The sequence below is a fragment of the Pseudomonas sp. FW305-20 genome (genome assembly GCF_058788075.1).
In genome coordinates, this window is sequence record NZ_JBYTAJ010000005.1 from 23,877 (window position 1) to 38,230 (window position 14,354).

The 14,354-nt window shown below is 60.4% G+C and carries 15 protein-coding genes; 7 read left to right on the top strand and 8 right to left on the bottom strand.

The annotated features are described in order from the left end of the window. Positions 1–246 precede the first annotated feature (246 nt). Both ypfJ and AC3WP4_RS05955 read left to right on the top strand, forming a co-directional pair. Positions 247–1,140, top strand: a complete 894-nt coding sequence (gene ypfJ, locus AC3WP4_RS05950) for a KPN_02809 family neutral zinc metallopeptidase (RefSeq protein ID WP_102616583.1) — start codon at positions 247–249, stop codon at positions 1,138–1,140. Next, the gene (locus AC3WP4_RS05955; RefSeq protein WP_102616584.1) at positions 1,141–2,100 is read left to right on the top strand and encodes an alpha/beta hydrolase; all 960 of its coding nucleotides are present in this window, start codon (positions 1,141–1,143) and stop codon (positions 2,098–2,100) included. It begins immediately after the preceding gene. 118 nt (positions 2,101–2,218) lie between these two features. Here the strand turns inward: AC3WP4_RS05955 and AC3WP4_RS05960 are convergent, their stop codons facing one another. The 3 genes from AC3WP4_RS05960 to AC3WP4_RS05970 form a co-directional block, all read right to left on the bottom strand. Next, positions 2,219–2,812 (bottom strand): HAD family hydrolase, encoded by a 594-nt coding sequence (locus AC3WP4_RS05960; RefSeq protein ID WP_076029655.1) that lies wholly within the window; start codon positions 2,810–2,812, stop codon positions 2,219–2,221. Further along, positions 2,809–3,678 carry an acyl-CoA thioesterase II gene (gene tesB / locus AC3WP4_RS05965; protein WP_008149206.1) on the bottom strand — a complete coding sequence of 290 codons (870 nt, stop codon included), beginning with the start codon at positions 3,676–3,678 and terminating at the stop codon, positions 2,809–2,811. The genes AC3WP4_RS05960 and tesB overlap by 4 nt, the downstream gene beginning before the upstream one ends. Before the next feature lie 103 nt (positions 3,679–3,781). After that, a complete protein-coding gene (locus tag AC3WP4_RS05970) occupies positions 3,782–4,351 on the bottom strand; it encodes a GNAT family N-acetyltransferase (protein WP_074871118.1) in 570 nt (189 codons plus the stop codon). A 74-nt stretch (positions 4,352–4,425) separates the two neighbouring features. Between AC3WP4_RS05970 and AC3WP4_RS05975 the strand changes: the two genes are divergently transcribed. After that, complete coding sequence (locus tag AC3WP4_RS05975; protein WP_074871120.1) at positions 4,426–5,346, top strand: histone deacetylase family protein; 921 nt, start codon at positions 4,426–4,428, stop codon at positions 5,344–5,346. Between the two features lie 282 nt (positions 5,347–5,628). Further along, entirely contained in the window at positions 5,629–6,867 is a 1,239-nt protein-coding gene (locus tag AC3WP4_RS05980; RefSeq protein ID WP_174553762.1) for a TIGR03862 family flavoprotein, read from the top strand. A gap of 140 nt (positions 6,868–7,007) precedes the next feature. Here the strand turns inward: AC3WP4_RS05980 and rhlE1 are convergent, their stop codons facing one another. Both rhlE1 and yedA read right to left on the bottom strand, forming a co-directional pair. Beyond that, a complete protein-coding gene (gene rhlE1 / locus AC3WP4_RS05985) occupies positions 7,008–8,342 on the bottom strand; it encodes an RNA helicase RhlE1 (RefSeq protein ID WP_074871125.1) in 1,335 nt (444 codons plus the stop codon). Between the two features lie 52 nt (positions 8,343–8,394). Continuing rightward, positions 8,395–9,321, bottom strand: coding sequence for a drug/metabolite exporter YedA (gene yedA, locus AC3WP4_RS05990; RefSeq protein ID WP_074871126.1), 927 nt, complete (start codon positions 9,319–9,321; stop codon positions 8,395–8,397). Positions 9,322–9,484: 163 nt separating this feature from the next. On the opposite strand from yedA, the gene AC3WP4_RS05995 reads away from it, so the two are divergent. Continuing rightward, entirely contained in the window at positions 9,485–9,940 is a 456-nt protein-coding gene (locus tag AC3WP4_RS05995) for an Lrp/AsnC family transcriptional regulator (RefSeq protein ID WP_102615750.1), read from the top strand. A 121-nt stretch (positions 9,941–10,061) separates the two neighbouring features. Here AC3WP4_RS05995 and AC3WP4_RS06000 read toward each other — a convergent pair whose 3' ends face one another. From AC3WP4_RS06000 to AC3WP4_RS06010, 3 genes are all read right to left on the bottom strand, one after another. Further along, positions 10,062–10,673 carry a 3'-5' exonuclease gene (locus tag AC3WP4_RS06000; protein WP_102615751.1) on the bottom strand — a complete coding sequence of 204 codons (612 nt, stop codon included), beginning with the start codon at positions 10,671–10,673 and terminating at the stop codon, positions 10,062–10,064. A gap of 22 nt (positions 10,674–10,695) precedes the next feature. After that, the gene (locus AC3WP4_RS06005) at positions 10,696–11,175 is read right to left on the bottom strand and encodes a LabA-like NYN domain-containing protein (RefSeq protein ID WP_008149222.1); all 480 of its coding nucleotides are present in this window, start codon (positions 11,173–11,175) and stop codon (positions 10,696–10,698) included. A gap of 211 nt (positions 11,176–11,386) precedes the next feature. After that, positions 11,387–12,142 carry a DUF2076 domain-containing protein gene (locus AC3WP4_RS06010; RefSeq protein WP_102615752.1) on the bottom strand — a complete coding sequence of 252 codons (756 nt, stop codon included), beginning with the start codon at positions 12,140–12,142 and terminating at the stop codon, positions 11,387–11,389. Between the two features lie 178 nt (positions 12,143–12,320). Here AC3WP4_RS06010 and AC3WP4_RS06015 point away from each other — a divergent pair, with 178 nt between their 5' ends. After that, positions 12,321–12,995, top strand: coding sequence for a YciC family protein (locus tag AC3WP4_RS06015; protein WP_074880358.1), 675 nt, complete (start codon positions 12,321–12,323; stop codon positions 12,993–12,995). A 255-nt stretch (positions 12,996–13,250) separates the two neighbouring features. Beyond that, positions 13,251–14,330, top strand: coding sequence for an endonuclease/exonuclease/phosphatase family protein (locus AC3WP4_RS06020; RefSeq protein WP_074871134.1), 1,080 nt, complete (start codon positions 13,251–13,253; stop codon positions 14,328–14,330). The last annotated feature ends 24 nt before the right edge of the window (positions 14,331–14,354 follow it).

Here is a 14,354-nt window from a genome sequence, read left to right on the forward strand (position 1 = left end):
GACCGTATGCGAAATCTGGAACCCACTGTCCGAAAACGAAGCAGGCGGTCGCCTGCTCGATAAAAACCGACCGCCCGAAGGAATTAGATGGGTTGTCTGTGTTCAATACGAGTCTGGAAGACTCCCGGCCACCCACCACAGGTTGCCGGGACGGCTGCTGTGCGCAACAAAAGATGGACGACCGGACTGGCGCCGCTCCCACTCAGCAGCAACACTCATCCCCACGGACAATCAGAGGATTCCCACATGCTATGGAAAAAAGGCCGACGCAGCGACAACGTGGTCGATGCCCGTGGAGATGATGTCGGCAGTGGCGGTGGCAGAATGCGCTTCGGTGGCGGCAAGGGCCTGAGCCTGACGGCGATTATCCTGATCGTCGGGATCGGCTGGATCACCGGCCAGGACCCGCTGCAAATCCTCGGACAATTGACCGGACAGATGAGCGAGCAATCGGCACCGGCCCCGACTCAAACCCGCAAGGCGCCACCGGCCACTGATGAAGGAGCCGAGTTCGTGCGCTCGATCCTCGGCGATACCGAAGACACCTGGGGTCAAATTTTCCAGCAGGCCGGTCGTCAATATAAGGACCCGACCCTGGTGCTGTTCAGCGGCCGCGTCAACTCGGCCTGCGGCCTGGCCAGTTCGGCGACCGGTCCGTTCTATTGCCCGGCGGACCAGAGGGTCTACCTGGACATGAGTTTCTTCCAGGAAATGTCCCAACGCTTTTCCGCCGCTGGCGACTTCGCTCAGGCCTACGTGATCGCTCACGAAATCGGACACCACGTGCAGACGCTTCTCGGTGTATCGGCGAAAGTTCAGACTGCCCGCCAACAGGGTCGGCAGATGGAAGGCGACAGCGGTTTGCTGGTGCGCCAGGAACTTCAGGCCGATTGCCTGGCCGGAGTCTGGGCCAACAATGCGCAGAAACGGCTGAACTGGCTGGAACCCGGTGACATTGAAGAAGCCTTGAACGCCGCCAATGCCATCGGCGATGACCGCTTGCAACAGCAAGGTCAGGGGCGCGTGGTGCCGGACTCGTTTACTCATGGTACGTCGGCGCAAAGGGTGCGCTGGTTCAAAATCGGATTCGCACAAGGCCAGGTCGGCCAGTGCGATACCTTTGCAGCGAAAAACCTATAAATGAACAAGTGGCTGTTAGCTCTACTGATCACCTGCGCAAGCGCCCAGGCTGCCGAGCATGCGGTCAAAGAGGTCAGCTCCGGACGCCTGCTTTTGACTTCAGGTGAAATCGCGGTGGGCATCGGCCCGGCGCCGGCGAAAATCGAACGCGTGCTGATCATCATCCATGGTCGATTGCGCAATGCCGATACCTATCGCCAGAGCGCCGTGCGCGTGGCCGAACAGGCCGGGCAAACCGCCAGCACCTTGGTGATCGCTCCGCAATTTCTCAATGAAGCCGACGTCGTAGCCCATCCCGTGGCGGACAGCGTATTGCGCTGGCAGGGCAACGACTGGATGGCGGGCGGTTTATCCACCGCACCGTTTGCCATCAGTTCCTACGCGGCGCTCGACGAAATCATTGGCCGAATCGGCGATCGAAAACAGTTTCCGGATGTGAAGCAAATTGTCATCGCCGGTCACTCCGGCGGCGCTCAGGTAGTGCAGCGATACGCGTTGCTGGGCCACGACCAGCCAGCGCTAAAGGCGGCCGACATACAGGTGCGTTACGTCATTGCCAACCCGTCGTCTTATGCGTACTTCGATGAACGACGACCCGTGGCGTTCAACCACGCCGGTTGCCCGAATTTCAATCGCTGGAAATATGGGCTGGCGAATTTACCCGCCTATGCCGAAGGGCAAACGGCCAAGCAGTTGAAGGAAATCTACGTCAAACGTGATGTCGTTTATCTAATCGGACAGCAGGATAACGACCCTAAGCAGTCGGCGCTGGATAAAAGCTGTGAAGCCCAGGCTCAGGGAGCCAATCGATTGGCTCGCGGGCGCAATTATTTTGCTCACCTGAAGCGGCTGCAACCTCAAGGATTGAATCAGCAACTGATTGAAGTGCCCGGGGTCGGGCATGACGGGGATGGGATGTTCAACTCGCCGCAGGGGCGCAAGGCGTTGTTCGGTCAGTGAGTTTTGTGGTGCCTGATCAGGCGCCTTCGCGGGCAAGCTCGCTCCCACAGGTTTTGTGTTGGACAAAGTATTGTGATCAACACAGAACCTTGTGGGAGCGAGCCTGCTCGCGAGGCCCTCAAGCCGACAACATTTCCCGCAACGCCACGCAATCCGCCGCATGCCAATCCGCCAACTCAGGCCAGGGATTATCCGGCAGGTTCACCAACACCGTCCGCGCCCCTGCCGCCCGACCGCAATCCAGATCGAAGCGGTAATCGCCGACCATCACCAGCTCGCTGGCCGGGACATTCCAGGCCTGGGCCAACTTCAGCAGACCGCCGGGATGCGGTTTTGGCGGTGCTTCATCGCGGCCCAGTACATCCTCCGCCGCGAAGCAGTCAGCCAAACCGATCGCCTCTAGCGTGACATGCGCCAGTTCGCGCGCATTGCGCGTGAGAATGCCCAGGCGATAACCGCGCCCGGCCAGCTCGCGCACCAGTTCTACCGCGCCCGGTGCCGCTTTCGAACCCAGTGCCAGGTCGCGTTCATGTTCCAGCAACCACGCATGTTTGGCGGCGGCCTCATCGGCCGGCAGCGCGGCGAGGTGGGTCAGGATGTCGTCATCGGCAGGAATCGCCAACGCCACGCGGATCGCCGCGAAGTCATGCACGGCCACCGTCAGGGTGCCGTCCATGTCGAACACCCAGTGCCGCACCTCGGCCAGGCTCATGCCCAATCCTTGCGGTGGCGAATCAGGCCTTCCTGAGTGACCGACGCCACCAGTTGCCCGGCACGATTGAACACGCTGCCACGGGAGAAACCGCGGGAGTTGCCCGCCCAAGGGCTGTCCATCGCATACAGCAACCAATCATCGGCACGTAGATCCTGATGGAACCACAGCGCGTGATCGAGGCTGGCGACCTGCATGTCTTTCTGCCAGACCGATTTGCCATGGGGCTGCATCGAGGTGGTCAGCAACCCGAAATCCGAAGCGTAGGCCAGCAGGTATTTATGCAGCGCCGGGGAGTCGGCCAAGGCACCGTCGGCGCGAAACCAGACGTACTTGATCGGATCGGACGGCTGCGGGTTGTAGGGATCTTTCTCGGTGATCGGGCGAAACTCGATCGGTTTCGGGCACAGGAATTTTTCGCGCATGTGCTCAGGGATCAGGTGCGCGCGCTGCTGAGTGAGTTCCAGCTCCGACGGCAGGTTTTCCGGGCCGACCACCACCGGCATCTCGGCTTGGTGCTGGAAGCCTTCTTCGTCGTACTGGAACGACGCACTGCAGGTGAAAATCGGGTTGCCCTTCTGGATCGCCGTCACCCGGCGCGTGCTGAAACTGCCGCCGTCGCGTACCCGGTCAACCTGATAAACCACAGGCAACGCGGAATCGCCGGGGCGCAGGAAATAACCGTGCATCGAATGCACATGACGCGCTTCTTCGACCGTCTGACTGGCCGCCGACAGGGATTGGCCGATCACCTGACCGCCGAACAGCTGACGAAAACCCAGGTCCTGGCTGCGGCCACGGAACAGGTTTTCTTCGATCGGTTCCAGGGTCAGCAGGTCAACCAGATCATCCAACACTTGGCTCATTCAGACTCTCCTCACACAACGCATGCCGCGCAGTCTTGGCTGCGACGGTCGATTCAATTTCTGGCCAGGGCCCACGGCAGCCATTGTAAACGTCCGTGTCGGCTTAGCCATGCAAGGTTTGCAGCCATTGTTCACGAGTGATGCGGTACAACGCATGGTGACGCAGGGGATGATCGGCCGCGAGCATCGGGTGCTCGAAATCATTGGCTGAATCATGATGCATGCCGATTGCCTGCATGACTTTCTGCGACGGCATGTTGGTTTCGGTGGTGAAGGACACCACTTCTTTCAGCGCCAACCGATCAAACCCGCAGCGCAGAGCGGTCCACGCCGCTTCACTGGCGTAACCAAGGCCCCAGTGCTCGCGAGCCAGGCGCCAGCCGATTTCGGTGGCCGGGGCAAAGCGCGCGTCGAAGCCAACCACGGCGAGCCCGGTAAAACCGATAAATGCCCCGGTGTCCTTGCGCTCCAGCGCCCAGAAACCGAAGCCATGTTCGGCAAAATGGCCACGAATCCGTCCGATCAGCGAGGCACTTTCCAGTCGACTCAAAGGCGCCGGAAAATAACGCATCACCTGTGGATCGGCGCACATCGCCGCAAACTCAGGTAAATCCTCATCGCTCCACTGCCGTAACAGCAGTCGCGCGCTCTCGAGTTCCAGTATCGGTTCCATCGTGCTCCCCCGTTCCCATGCCACAAGTCTACAACGCTGGTAGGATCCGTCCTTCATTCCTACGTTAATTCGTCATGCCCCTGCCCCTGATCTACCACGAAGACTACAGCCCCGAGTTCCCGGCGGAACACCGCTTCCCCATGGACAAGTTTCGCCTGTTGCGCGATCACCTGGTGGACAGCGGACTGACTCGCGACGCCGACCTGCTGCGCCCCGACCTCTGCCCGCCAGAGATTCTCGCGCTCGCACATGACCCTGCGTATATCGAACGCTACATGGGCGGCGAGTTGTCCCGTGAAGACCAGCGACGCCTCGGCCTGCCGTGGAGCGAAGCCCTGGCCCGGCGCACGGTGCGAGCGGTTGGCGGCTCGCTGCTGGCGGCCGAGCAGGCGCTGGAGCATGGTTTGGCCTGTCATCTGGCTGGCGGCACCCATCACGCGCATTACGACCATCCTGCCGGGTTCTGCATCTTCAATGACCTGGCGGTGATCAGCCATTTCCTGCTGGAAAGCGGCCGTGTGAATCGGGTGCTGATCTTCGACTGCGATGTGCATCAGGGCGACGGGACTGCACGGATCCTGCACAACACCCCCGAAGCGGTGACCGTTTCCCTGCACTGCGAGAAGAACTTTCCTGCGCGCAAAGCCGAAAGTGACTGGGACATTCCACTGCCCAAGGGCATGGGCGATGCCGATTACCTGAAGGTGGTGGACGATGCGCTGAATTATTTGCTGCCGCTCTACCAACCTGACCTGGTGTTGTACGACGCTGGCGTCGATGTGCATAAAGATGACGCGCTCGGTTATCTGAAGCTGACAGACGAAGGCGTCGCCGCCCGCGATGAAAGCGTGATGCGCCATTGCCTGGGCCGGGATATCCCGGTGGTCGGGGTGATCGGCGGCGGCTACAGCAAGGACCGCAAGGCGTTGGCGCGCCGTCATGGAATCCTGCATCACAGTGCGCAACGGGTCTGGCAGTCATCAGGTTGTCATTGAGGTCTGGGTCTTTACCCACAATGCCTGTGGAACTGCCTGTGGATAACCTGAGTGAAAGGGCCTACAGGCTATGTGCTGTGTAGCCTACAGAACACTGGTTGTTTTTTGATCACTATCTTATAAACACAACAGAACCCATGTGGGAGTGAGCCTGCTCGCGATAGCGGAGGCACATCCAGTAATTGAAGTGACGGTCAGATCGCTATCGCGAGCAGGCTCACTCCCACAGGGAATGGTGCTGGTAGAATGCGCGGCTTATTCCGCCAAGCCGCAGCTCTCGCCATGACCCAATCCGCCGCCCTCTCCCCTCACGTCGCCATCATCGGCGGCGGCCCCGCCGGTTTGATGGCCGCCGAAGTGCTGAGCCAGGCCGGGGTCAAGGTTGACCTGTACGACGGCATGCCGTCAGTAGGGCGAAAATTCCTCCTGGCCGGCGTCGGCGGCATGAACATCACCCATTCCGAAGCCTACCCGGCATTTCTCTCACGCTACGCCGAACGCGCGCCGCAGATTGCGCCACTGCTGCGTGGCTTCGGTGCCGATGCGCTGTGCCAATGGATTCATGACCTGGGCATCGAAACCTTTGTCGGCAGCTCCGGGCGAGTCTTTCCTACAGACATGAAAGCCGCCCCCCTATTGCGCGCCTGGCTCAAACGCCTGCGAGACAGCGGCGTCGTTATCCATACCCGCCACCGCTGGCTCGGCTGGGATGACAGCGGTGGATTGCGCATCGCCAGCCCTGAAGGCGAAAAAACCGTCAAACCTGACGCCACCTTGCTGGCCCTCGGTGGCGGTAGCTGGTCGCGGCTGGGCTCGGACGGCGCCTGGATGCTGGCGCTGGAACAACACGGCGTAGGACTCGCGCCGCTGCAACCGAGTAATTGCGGCTTCGAGGTGCAGGCCTGGAGCGAGTTGATGGTCAGCAAATTCGCCGGCGCACCGCTGAAAAACATCGCCATTGGCCTCAATGACGACGTGCCGCGGCTCGGGGAATGTGTGATTACGGCAACCGGGATCGAAGGCAGTTTGATCTACGCCTTGTCAGCGCCGATCCGCGAGGCCATCAATCAGCACGGCTCAGCAACCATTCACCTGGACCTGTTGCCGGGCAAGCCTGTGGATAAAGTACAGTCTGCGCTGAGCAAACCGCGTGGTTCACGCTCAATGTCCAAGCACCTGCACAGTCAGCTCGGCATTGATGGCGTGAAAGCGGCGTTACTGCGCGAACTGACGCCGGCCGAACACTTCACCGATCCGGCGCTGCTGGCCAAAGCGATCAAGGCGCTTCCACTGACACTGGTGAAAACCCGCCCACTGGACGAGGCCATCAGCACTGCCGGTGGCGTGATGTTCGAAGCAATGGATGAGCGTTTGATGCTCAAGCAACTGCCCGGCGTGTTCTGCGCAGGAGAAATGCTGGATTGGGAAGCACCGACCGGCGGCTATTTGCTGACCGCGTGTTTCGCCAGTGGGCGAGCGGCAGGGTTGGGGATGGTGGAGTGGTTGAAACACAAGGGCTGAAGAACCGGTGCGCGCGCCACTGATCGTTCCCACGCTCTGCGTGGGAATGCCTCTTCGGACGCTCTGCGTTCGGCTTTGAAGGGACGCGGAGCGTCCCGGGCTGCATTCCCACGCAGAGCGTGGGAACGATCATTACGCGATCAAGGCTTCTTCTTACGCGGCCCGGTATTAAACACCGGCACCTTGCGCACAGGTTTGATCGAAGGCTCCGGCGCCGACGCATCCCCACTCTCGACCCACTTACCCAGATTGCGTTTACCGCCACCGGAGGTCTTCGGCTTCTTCGGTTTTTTCGGCTTCTTGACGACCTGACCGCTGGCATCGGTATCCGGCACCCGGTGCTCAGGCTCGAAGTCATGCTCCATCTGGCGAGGCAATGTCTGACGGGTCAACGTCTCGATGGCCGACAGCAGATTCACTTCGTCAGCGCAGACCAGCGAAATCGCCTGCCCGGTTGCACCCGCGCGACCGGTACGGCCGATCCGGTGGATGTAGTCCTCCGCCACGATCGGCAGGTCGAAGTTGACCACCAATGGCAAATCTTCAATGTCCAGACCACGGGCCGCAACGTCGGTGGCCACCAGAATCTGCACTTCACTGGCCTTGAAACGGTCCAGCGCACGCTGACGGGTTGCCTGCGGTTTGTCGCCGTGGATGCCGTCGGCATTGACGCCCAGGCCCTGGAGTTTTTCCACCAGCGCGTCCACGCCATTGCGGGTCTTGGCGAATACCAGCACCTGCTTCCACTTGCCCTTGCGCAGCAAGTGGATGAACAGCTCCGGCTTGCGCTTCTTGTCCACCGTCACCACCCATTGTTTGACGGTGTTGGCCGCCACGTTGCGCGGGCTGACTTCGATGCTCAACGGATCGTTGAGCATTTGTCCGGCCAGCAAGCGGATCGCGTCGGAGAACGTCGCGGAGAACAGCAGCGTCTGACGTTGCTTGGGCAGCACGCGGTAGATATTCCCCAGTTCCTCGGAGAAACCCAGATCAAGCATGCGATCGGCTTCGTCCAGGATCAGGGTTTGCAGCTGATTGAACTTGAGGGCCTTCTGGCGATACAGGTCGAGCAAACGACCCGGCGTCGCCACCAGCACGTCAACCCCCTTGCGCAGCTTCATCATTTGCGGGTTGATGCTGACGCCGCCGTACACCGCGTAAGTGCTCAGCGGCAGATTCTCGGCGTACTGACGCACGGCTTCGTGAACCTGTTCGGCCAATTCGCGGGTCGGCACCAGGATCAGTGCGCGCACCGAGTTGGACGCCACTTTCGGCCCTTCCATGGCCAGTAATTGCAGGAGCGGCAGCGCGAAGCCGGCGGTCTTGCCAGTCCCGGTCTGGGCGGCAGCCATCAGGTCGCGACCGGCCAGCACCGCCGGAATGGCTTGCGCCTGAACCGGCGTCGGGGTCTGGTAGCCGAGCGTCTCGAGAGAGCGCAGCAAAGGTTCGATCAGGCCAAGGGAGGCGAAAGTCATGGGATTACCGTAGGAAAATTCAGCGCGGGTGTGCAATGGCGCGCAGTTTACCCTAATTCACACTCGATTCTGTCTGCACCACGGCCGCAGGTCTTTCCGGCGCCCGGCGCCACTGCGGCAAACCGATCAACACCACGGCGCTGATGATCACCAACATGGCCAGCGCTTCTTCTATCCCGATGGTCTCGCCGACAAACACGATCCCCAGCAACACCGCCACCGCTGGGTTGACGTAGGCATAACTGGTGGCCGCCGCCGGACGCACGTTTTTCAACAGGTACATATAAGCGTTGAAAGCGATGATCGAGCCGAAGAAGGTGAGGTAGGCCAGGGCCGCCCAGCCTTCGATCGGCGGCATGGCTTGCAGATGCTCACCGCTTACCGCACTGCCGATCAGCAGCGCTACACCGCCGACCAGCATTTCCACGGCACTGGCCATCGCGCCTTGGGGCAGCGGTAAGTGTTTGCTCCACACCGAACCGAAGGCCCAGGACGCTGCGGCGAATATCAGCAAGGCGGCACCCAACGGGCTCGATTGCAAGTTGGAACCGAGATTGAGCATGGCAATGCCGATCAGCCCGAGCGCAATCCCGGCCCATTCGAGACGGGTATTACGCGCGCCCCAGAAATATCCGCAGAGCAAGGTAAACAGCGGCACCGTCGCCACCGCCAACGCAGCCACACCCGAAGCCACGCCCGTGTGCTCGGCCACGCTCACCGCGCCGTTACCGAAACTCAGCAGCAAAATCCCGATGATCCCGGCGGCTTTCCACTGTGGCCAGGTCGGTGCCGGCGCCCCGCGCCAGCGCAGGAACGCATACATCAGCGTCCCGGCGATCACGAAGCGGATACCGGCGAGCAGCAGCGGCGGCCAGTACTCCACACCGATGCGAATCACCAGGTAAGTCGACCCCCAAATCACGTACAACGCGAAAAAGGCAGCGATCAACGGTAAGGGAAAACGACGTAAGCCAGGCATGGGGCAGCTCGTAGGCAAGACAAGTGAGCAGCTATTCTAGAAAGGCCAGTCGCTTAAAATAAGTTACAAAACCTGTTTATAGCGCCGGTACACTTTTCAAAACACGGAGTTCATCGCTATAAACCGTGTTTTCGAAAGTCAGTCATTTTTCAGGAATCCGACGATGGACAAATACGACCGCATGCTCCTCAGCGCCCTGTTGGAAAACGGTCGTGCGTCCTACGCCGACCTGGCGCGCAAAGTGAACCTGTCCGCCCCGGCCGTGGCCGAGCGCGTGGCCAAACTGGAAGCTTGCGGAGTAATCACCGGTTATCAGGCGAAAGTCGACATGGCCAAGCTTGGCTTGCCGATCCAGTGCGTGATCGAACTGCGCTTGAATCAGCACGGTAACCAGAAGGCCTACGACGACCTGATCAAAATCCCACAACTGACCGAATGCCACCGAGTGACGGGGGATCCCTGCGTGATCATGCAAGCGGCGGTGGGTTCGATGCCGGAGCTGGAAGAGCTGATCAACCGGATCGCCAAGTTCGGGTTCAGCAAAACGTCGATTGTGCTGTCGAGCGCGATAGAGAAGCGCGTGCCGCTGGGGCAGTTGGAAGGCAATGGCAGAATCTGAAACGGCGCAATCCCTGTGGGAGCGAGCCTGCTCGCGATAGCGGAGTATCAGTCGACATCGATGCTGAATGATAAATCGCTATCGCGAGCAGGCTCGCTCCCACAGGGGATTTGCGGTGTTCTTAGAACCCGCGATGGCGCTTGAGATGCTCATTGATCTTCGCCGCCGGCACTTTTTGCAAGCTCACCAGCAGATCATGTGACAACTCGCGCAACCCGTGTTTCTGCCGCAGTTCCTGGGCCAGATACGCCGTCAGGTTGGCCGCCATTTCAGCATCGGCCATGGCCCGGTGAGCCTTGCCGGTGTTAGGCAGGTTGGCGAACGTGGTAAGCGTGCCGAGTTTGTGGTTCGGCGCGGCGGGCATCAAACGGCGGGCCAGAAGCAGCGAGCAGGCAAAGTTCTGCAAGCGTGTGCGTTTGATTCGCCCCAGCTCAAAGTCCCAGAACTTCTGGTCGAACGCGGCGTTGTGCGCCAGCAGCGGTGTGATGCCGACGAATTCGTTGACTTCGTTCATCACCTGCTCGGCCGATGGCGCGGTGCGCAGCATGGCGTTGCTGATGCCGGTGAGTTGTTCGATGAAGGCTGGCACGCGCACGCCGGCATTCATCAGGCTTTGGTAACGCTCGACGATGCGCCCCTGTTCAAGGATCACCACGGCAATTTCCGTGGCCCGGCAACTGCTGCTCGGGGAGATCCCGGTGGTTTCAAAGTCGATGACTGCTATGCGTTCCAAACCTGTTTCAACTCCGTAAAAATCAATTCTTGAGCAGCAACGCGCCTTCGATCGGCACGTAGCGGCTGGCGGCGCGGATCAGCGAGTTGGCCGTCAGGCCCGGTACGCCGTAGGCCACGGCTTGCACTCCGTGCTTGGTGATGATGCGCTCCAGCAGCATGTCGAAATCACCGTCACCGGAGGCCAGCACCACTTCGTCGACATGATCGGCGGCGTCCATGATGTCGAGGGTGATGCCCACGTCCCAGTCACCTTTGGCCGAGCCATCGCTGCGCTGGATGTAGGGCTTGAGCTTCACGACGAAGCCGAGGTTGCGCAGGATCTGCTGGAATTGCTGCTGTTTGCTGTCGCCACGATCGATGGCGTAGGCGTAGGCCTCAACGATCTCGCCCTGTTTGCTGATATCAGCCCACAGCGCGGCATAGTTGAAATGGCAGCCATAGGCCTGACGCACGGTGTAATAGAGGTTCTGGACATCGGCGAACACTGCGATTTTTTTCACCGGTCATCCTCGTTGTCGCGCCGCAGCGCAGGCAGGATCAGGCACCTGGCCCGAAAAGTTGCCCAGTATGCCAGCCTGAAGGATTGTTCCGCGAATAATCAGCCGTGTGGCGAGGGAGCTTGCTCCCGCTGGACTGCGTAGCAGGCCCTTAGGTTCTAAAGCAAGGGGCGCTTCGCACCCCAGCGGGAGCAAGCTCCCTCGCCACAGTGAATCAGACGAAGGAATCGTCGTCGCCGCCGAAGAACGATGAGCTGTCATCGCTGTAGTCGGCGTCGGCAAAGCCGCCCTGATCACTGGAGTTGTCGGCCACGCGCTGATCCTCGTTCCAGCCGCTATCGCCACTTTGATCGTTGACCTGAGCCGGTTCTTCCTTGATCACTTCAGCCACTTCCGGCTGCTGATTCTGATGGAACAGGCTGCTGATGCCTTGCGCCAGCATCACGCCACCGGCCACACCGGCGGCGGTTTTCAGTGCACCACCGAGGAAACCACTGCCGGCAGGCTGTTGCTGGGCGTAATTCTGCCGAGGCGGTGCCGCACCGAAATTCTGTTGTGGCGGCTGCGAGTTGAACGACGGCCGCGCCGGTTCACGCCAGCCGCCACCGCTCGAGGCAGGTGGACTTTGGGTGGGTGCTGGCTGCGGATCACGGGAACCGCCACCGAAGATGCTCGACAAGAAGCCACCGCTGCTGGGTGCAGCCGCCGCCGGCTGCGCCTTGGCCGATTGCAGTTCGGCCTGCAATTGCTCGACTTGCCGGGCGAGTTGTTTGTTCTGTTCGTCGAGGCTTTTGAGAGCCGCCTCTTGCACCAGAATCGCCTGGGTCATGAAATAGCCTGCCGCGGGCTGGCGAGTCAGGTGTTCCTTGATCCGCGCCTCGGCCTGGGCGTCGCGCGGGGCTGAGTCCGTTTCGGCCTGTTGCAGCCGGGAAAACAGTCCATCGATCAGGGTTTGTTCTTCGCTGTTCATGGCGACCTCGTAGATTGCCGGGAAAATCGTCGCCCCTATCCACTGTGGAAAAGGTGCTCATCCGTAATGGAGGCTGATAAAGGATGTTTCAATGGTCTTTACCGAACGTTTACGTTTGCGCCCCAATGCGCTTCATCGGTTAAAGTGGGCCACTGCTTCCAACCTGCGATACCGACTGATGAATTCGTTCGATGTACTGCGTGACTCACTGTATTTCTTCAAGCGCAATCTGGGCCAGATCGTGCAGCTGTGCCTGCCGCTGGTGATTTTCGAGGCGCTGCTGCAACAAGTGGTCGATCACTCCACCGAGCCGGACAGCTTTCCCGGTATCAGCGTGATGGTCGGCTTGCTGGTTTATCCGCTGTACACCGGCGCACTGATCCTGTTCCTCGATGCCCGCAGCCGTGGCGAGTCGCCGCGCATTCGCGACCTGCTGTCGAGGTCCGCCTACTTATGGCCGCGTTTTGCCGTGCTGACGGCGCTCAATACGCTGCTGATCCTGATCGGCCTGTCGCTGTATTTCCTGCCGGGCATCTGGCTGATGGTGACCCTCGCGTTTGGCGAGTATTTGCTGGTGCTGCGCGGCATGGCACCGCTGGCGGCGATGAAGGAAAGCCTGCGCCTGACCCGCGGCAACTTTCTGCGCATTCTGGTGTGCATTCTCTGCGTAATGGGCCCGTTGTGGGTGCTCAAGGGCGCGACCCTGGCGGTTTATCCCGAACCGCAGAACGCGGTGATTTCCCTGCTGATCGACAGCGCCCACAGCTTCCTGCAACTGTTCGTCAGCGTGGTGCTGTTTCGCTTGTTCATGTTGATCGACGAGGTGCCAGAAAAGATTGATCGACCTCTTTAAAGAACAACGCGCCCCTTGTAGCAGCTGGCGAAGCCTGCGTTCGGCTGCGCAGCAGTCGTAAAATCAGTGCTCACGGTGAACCAGGCAGACCGCGCTCGCCGGATTTACGACTGCTTCGCAGCCGAACGCAGGCTTCGCCAGCTGCTACAGGGATATCGTTACGGCTAATTGCCGGGCAGGCCGTTTCGCCCTTGGGATTAAACCCGACGCTCGGTTATGCTCGGGGTCAACTTTTGTAACGCTATAAGCCGAGCCATGACCCGTCTGCTGCGCTACACCCTGCTGGGCCTGTTGATCGCGACCGGCCTGATGGTCTTGCTGATCTACAACCTGACCTGGCGCCCCGAAGCCAAGGAAGCCTTGCCGGTCAGTTGCAACGCCCAGGCTCCGACGCTGGTGCCCGGTCAGGCGCTGAAGGTGATGACCTGGAACGTCCAGTACCTGGCGGGAAAACGCTACGTGTTCTGGAATGACCTGGCGGCCGGCAATGACGAAAAACCCACGCCCGAAGACATGGCCTTCAGCCTCGATGAAGTGGCGCGGGTGATCCGTGACGAGCAACCGGACGTCGTGCTGTTGCAGGAGCTCGATGACGGCGCCAAGGCCAGCGATTACCAAAACCAGTTCAAGCTGCTTCAGGAACGAGTCGCGGACCTGTATCCATGCAGCGCCCACGCCTTCGACTGGAAAGCCGATTTCGTGCCTGAGCCGCACATTTTCGGCAGCGTCGGCCGGCAGTTGGTCACCCTCAGCCGCTACCAGATAAAACAGGCCGAACGCCTGCAATTACCGGTCGCACCGGCCAACGTCATCAGCCGGCAGTTCAAACCGAAAAACGCCTTGTTGGTCACCTATCTGCCGTTGAGCGACGGTGGTCAGCTAGCGGTGCTCAACACCCATCTGGACCACGTTCTCCCACCAGACGAAACACTGCAGTCCCAGGTGTCGGCCATCGTCAAAATACTCGACAAACTCGAAAGCCGCAGCACGCCGTGGTTGATCGGGGGCGACTTCAACCTGTTGCCGCTGGGGCAATATCGACGCCTGCCCGACGAGCAACGCACGCCCTACTCTGCCGACAGTGCGCTGCATGTGCTCTGGGACAAATACCCGATGATCCCGACCAACAACGAAGCCAGCGGCATCGACCGGGCGCGGTGGTTGACCCATTACCCGAATGATCCGGGCTTGAACGGCCCGGACCGGACTGTCGACTACCTGTTCTACAGTCCGCGGATCAAACGGGTCGAGGCGACGGTGAGGCAGGACGATACCTTGCGGATCTCCGATCACTTGCCGGTGATTGCAAGGTTCCTCTTGCCGGCAGCGCCTTAACTTCGGTTAAACGCAAAACCTGTG

What these genes read in the sequence shown, in the direction of transcription:
- ypfJ (WP_102616583.1), top strand. Translation starts at nt 247, where the DNA reads ATGCTATGGAAAAAAGGCCGACGCAGCGACAACGTGGTCGATGCCCGT.
- AC3WP4_RS05955 (WP_102616584.1), top strand. Translation starts at nt 1,141, where the DNA reads ATGAACAAGTGGCTGTTAGCTCTACTGATCACCTGCGCAAGCGCCCAG.
- AC3WP4_RS05960 (WP_076029655.1), bottom strand. Translation starts at nt 2,812, where the DNA reads ATGAGCCTGGCCGAGGTGCGGCACTGGGTGTTCGACATGGACGGCACC.
- tesB (WP_008149206.1), bottom strand. Translation starts at nt 3,678, where the DNA reads ATGAGCCAAGTGTTGGATGATCTGGTTGACCTGCTGACCCTGGAACCG.
- AC3WP4_RS05970 (WP_074871118.1), bottom strand. Translation starts at nt 4,351, where the DNA reads ATGGAACCGATACTGGAACTCGAGAGCGCGCGACTGCTGTTACGGCAG.
- AC3WP4_RS05975 (WP_074871120.1), top strand. Translation starts at nt 4,426, where the DNA reads ATGCCCCTGCCCCTGATCTACCACGAAGACTACAGCCCCGAGTTCCCG.
- AC3WP4_RS05980 (WP_174553762.1), top strand. Translation starts at nt 5,629, where the DNA reads ATGACCCAATCCGCCGCCCTCTCCCCTCACGTCGCCATCATCGGCGGC.
- rhlE1 (WP_074871125.1), bottom strand. Translation starts at nt 8,342, where the DNA reads ATGACTTTCGCCTCCCTTGGCCTGATCGAACCTTTGCTGCGCTCTCTC.
- yedA (WP_074871126.1), bottom strand. Translation starts at nt 9,321, where the DNA reads ATGCCTGGCTTACGTCGTTTTCCCTTACCGTTGATCGCTGCCTTTTTC.
- AC3WP4_RS05995 (WP_102615750.1), top strand. Translation starts at nt 9,485, where the DNA reads ATGGACAAATACGACCGCATGCTCCTCAGCGCCCTGTTGGAAAACGGT.
- AC3WP4_RS06010 (WP_102615752.1), bottom strand. Translation starts at nt 12,142, where the DNA reads ATGAACAGCGAAGAACAAACCCTGATCGATGGACTGTTTTCCCGGCTG.
- AC3WP4_RS06015 (WP_074880358.1), top strand. Translation starts at nt 12,321, where the DNA reads ATGAATTCGTTCGATGTACTGCGTGACTCACTGTATTTCTTCAAGCGC.
- AC3WP4_RS06020 (WP_074871134.1), top strand. Translation starts at nt 13,251, where the DNA reads ATGACCCGTCTGCTGCGCTACACCCTGCTGGGCCTGTTGATCGCGACC.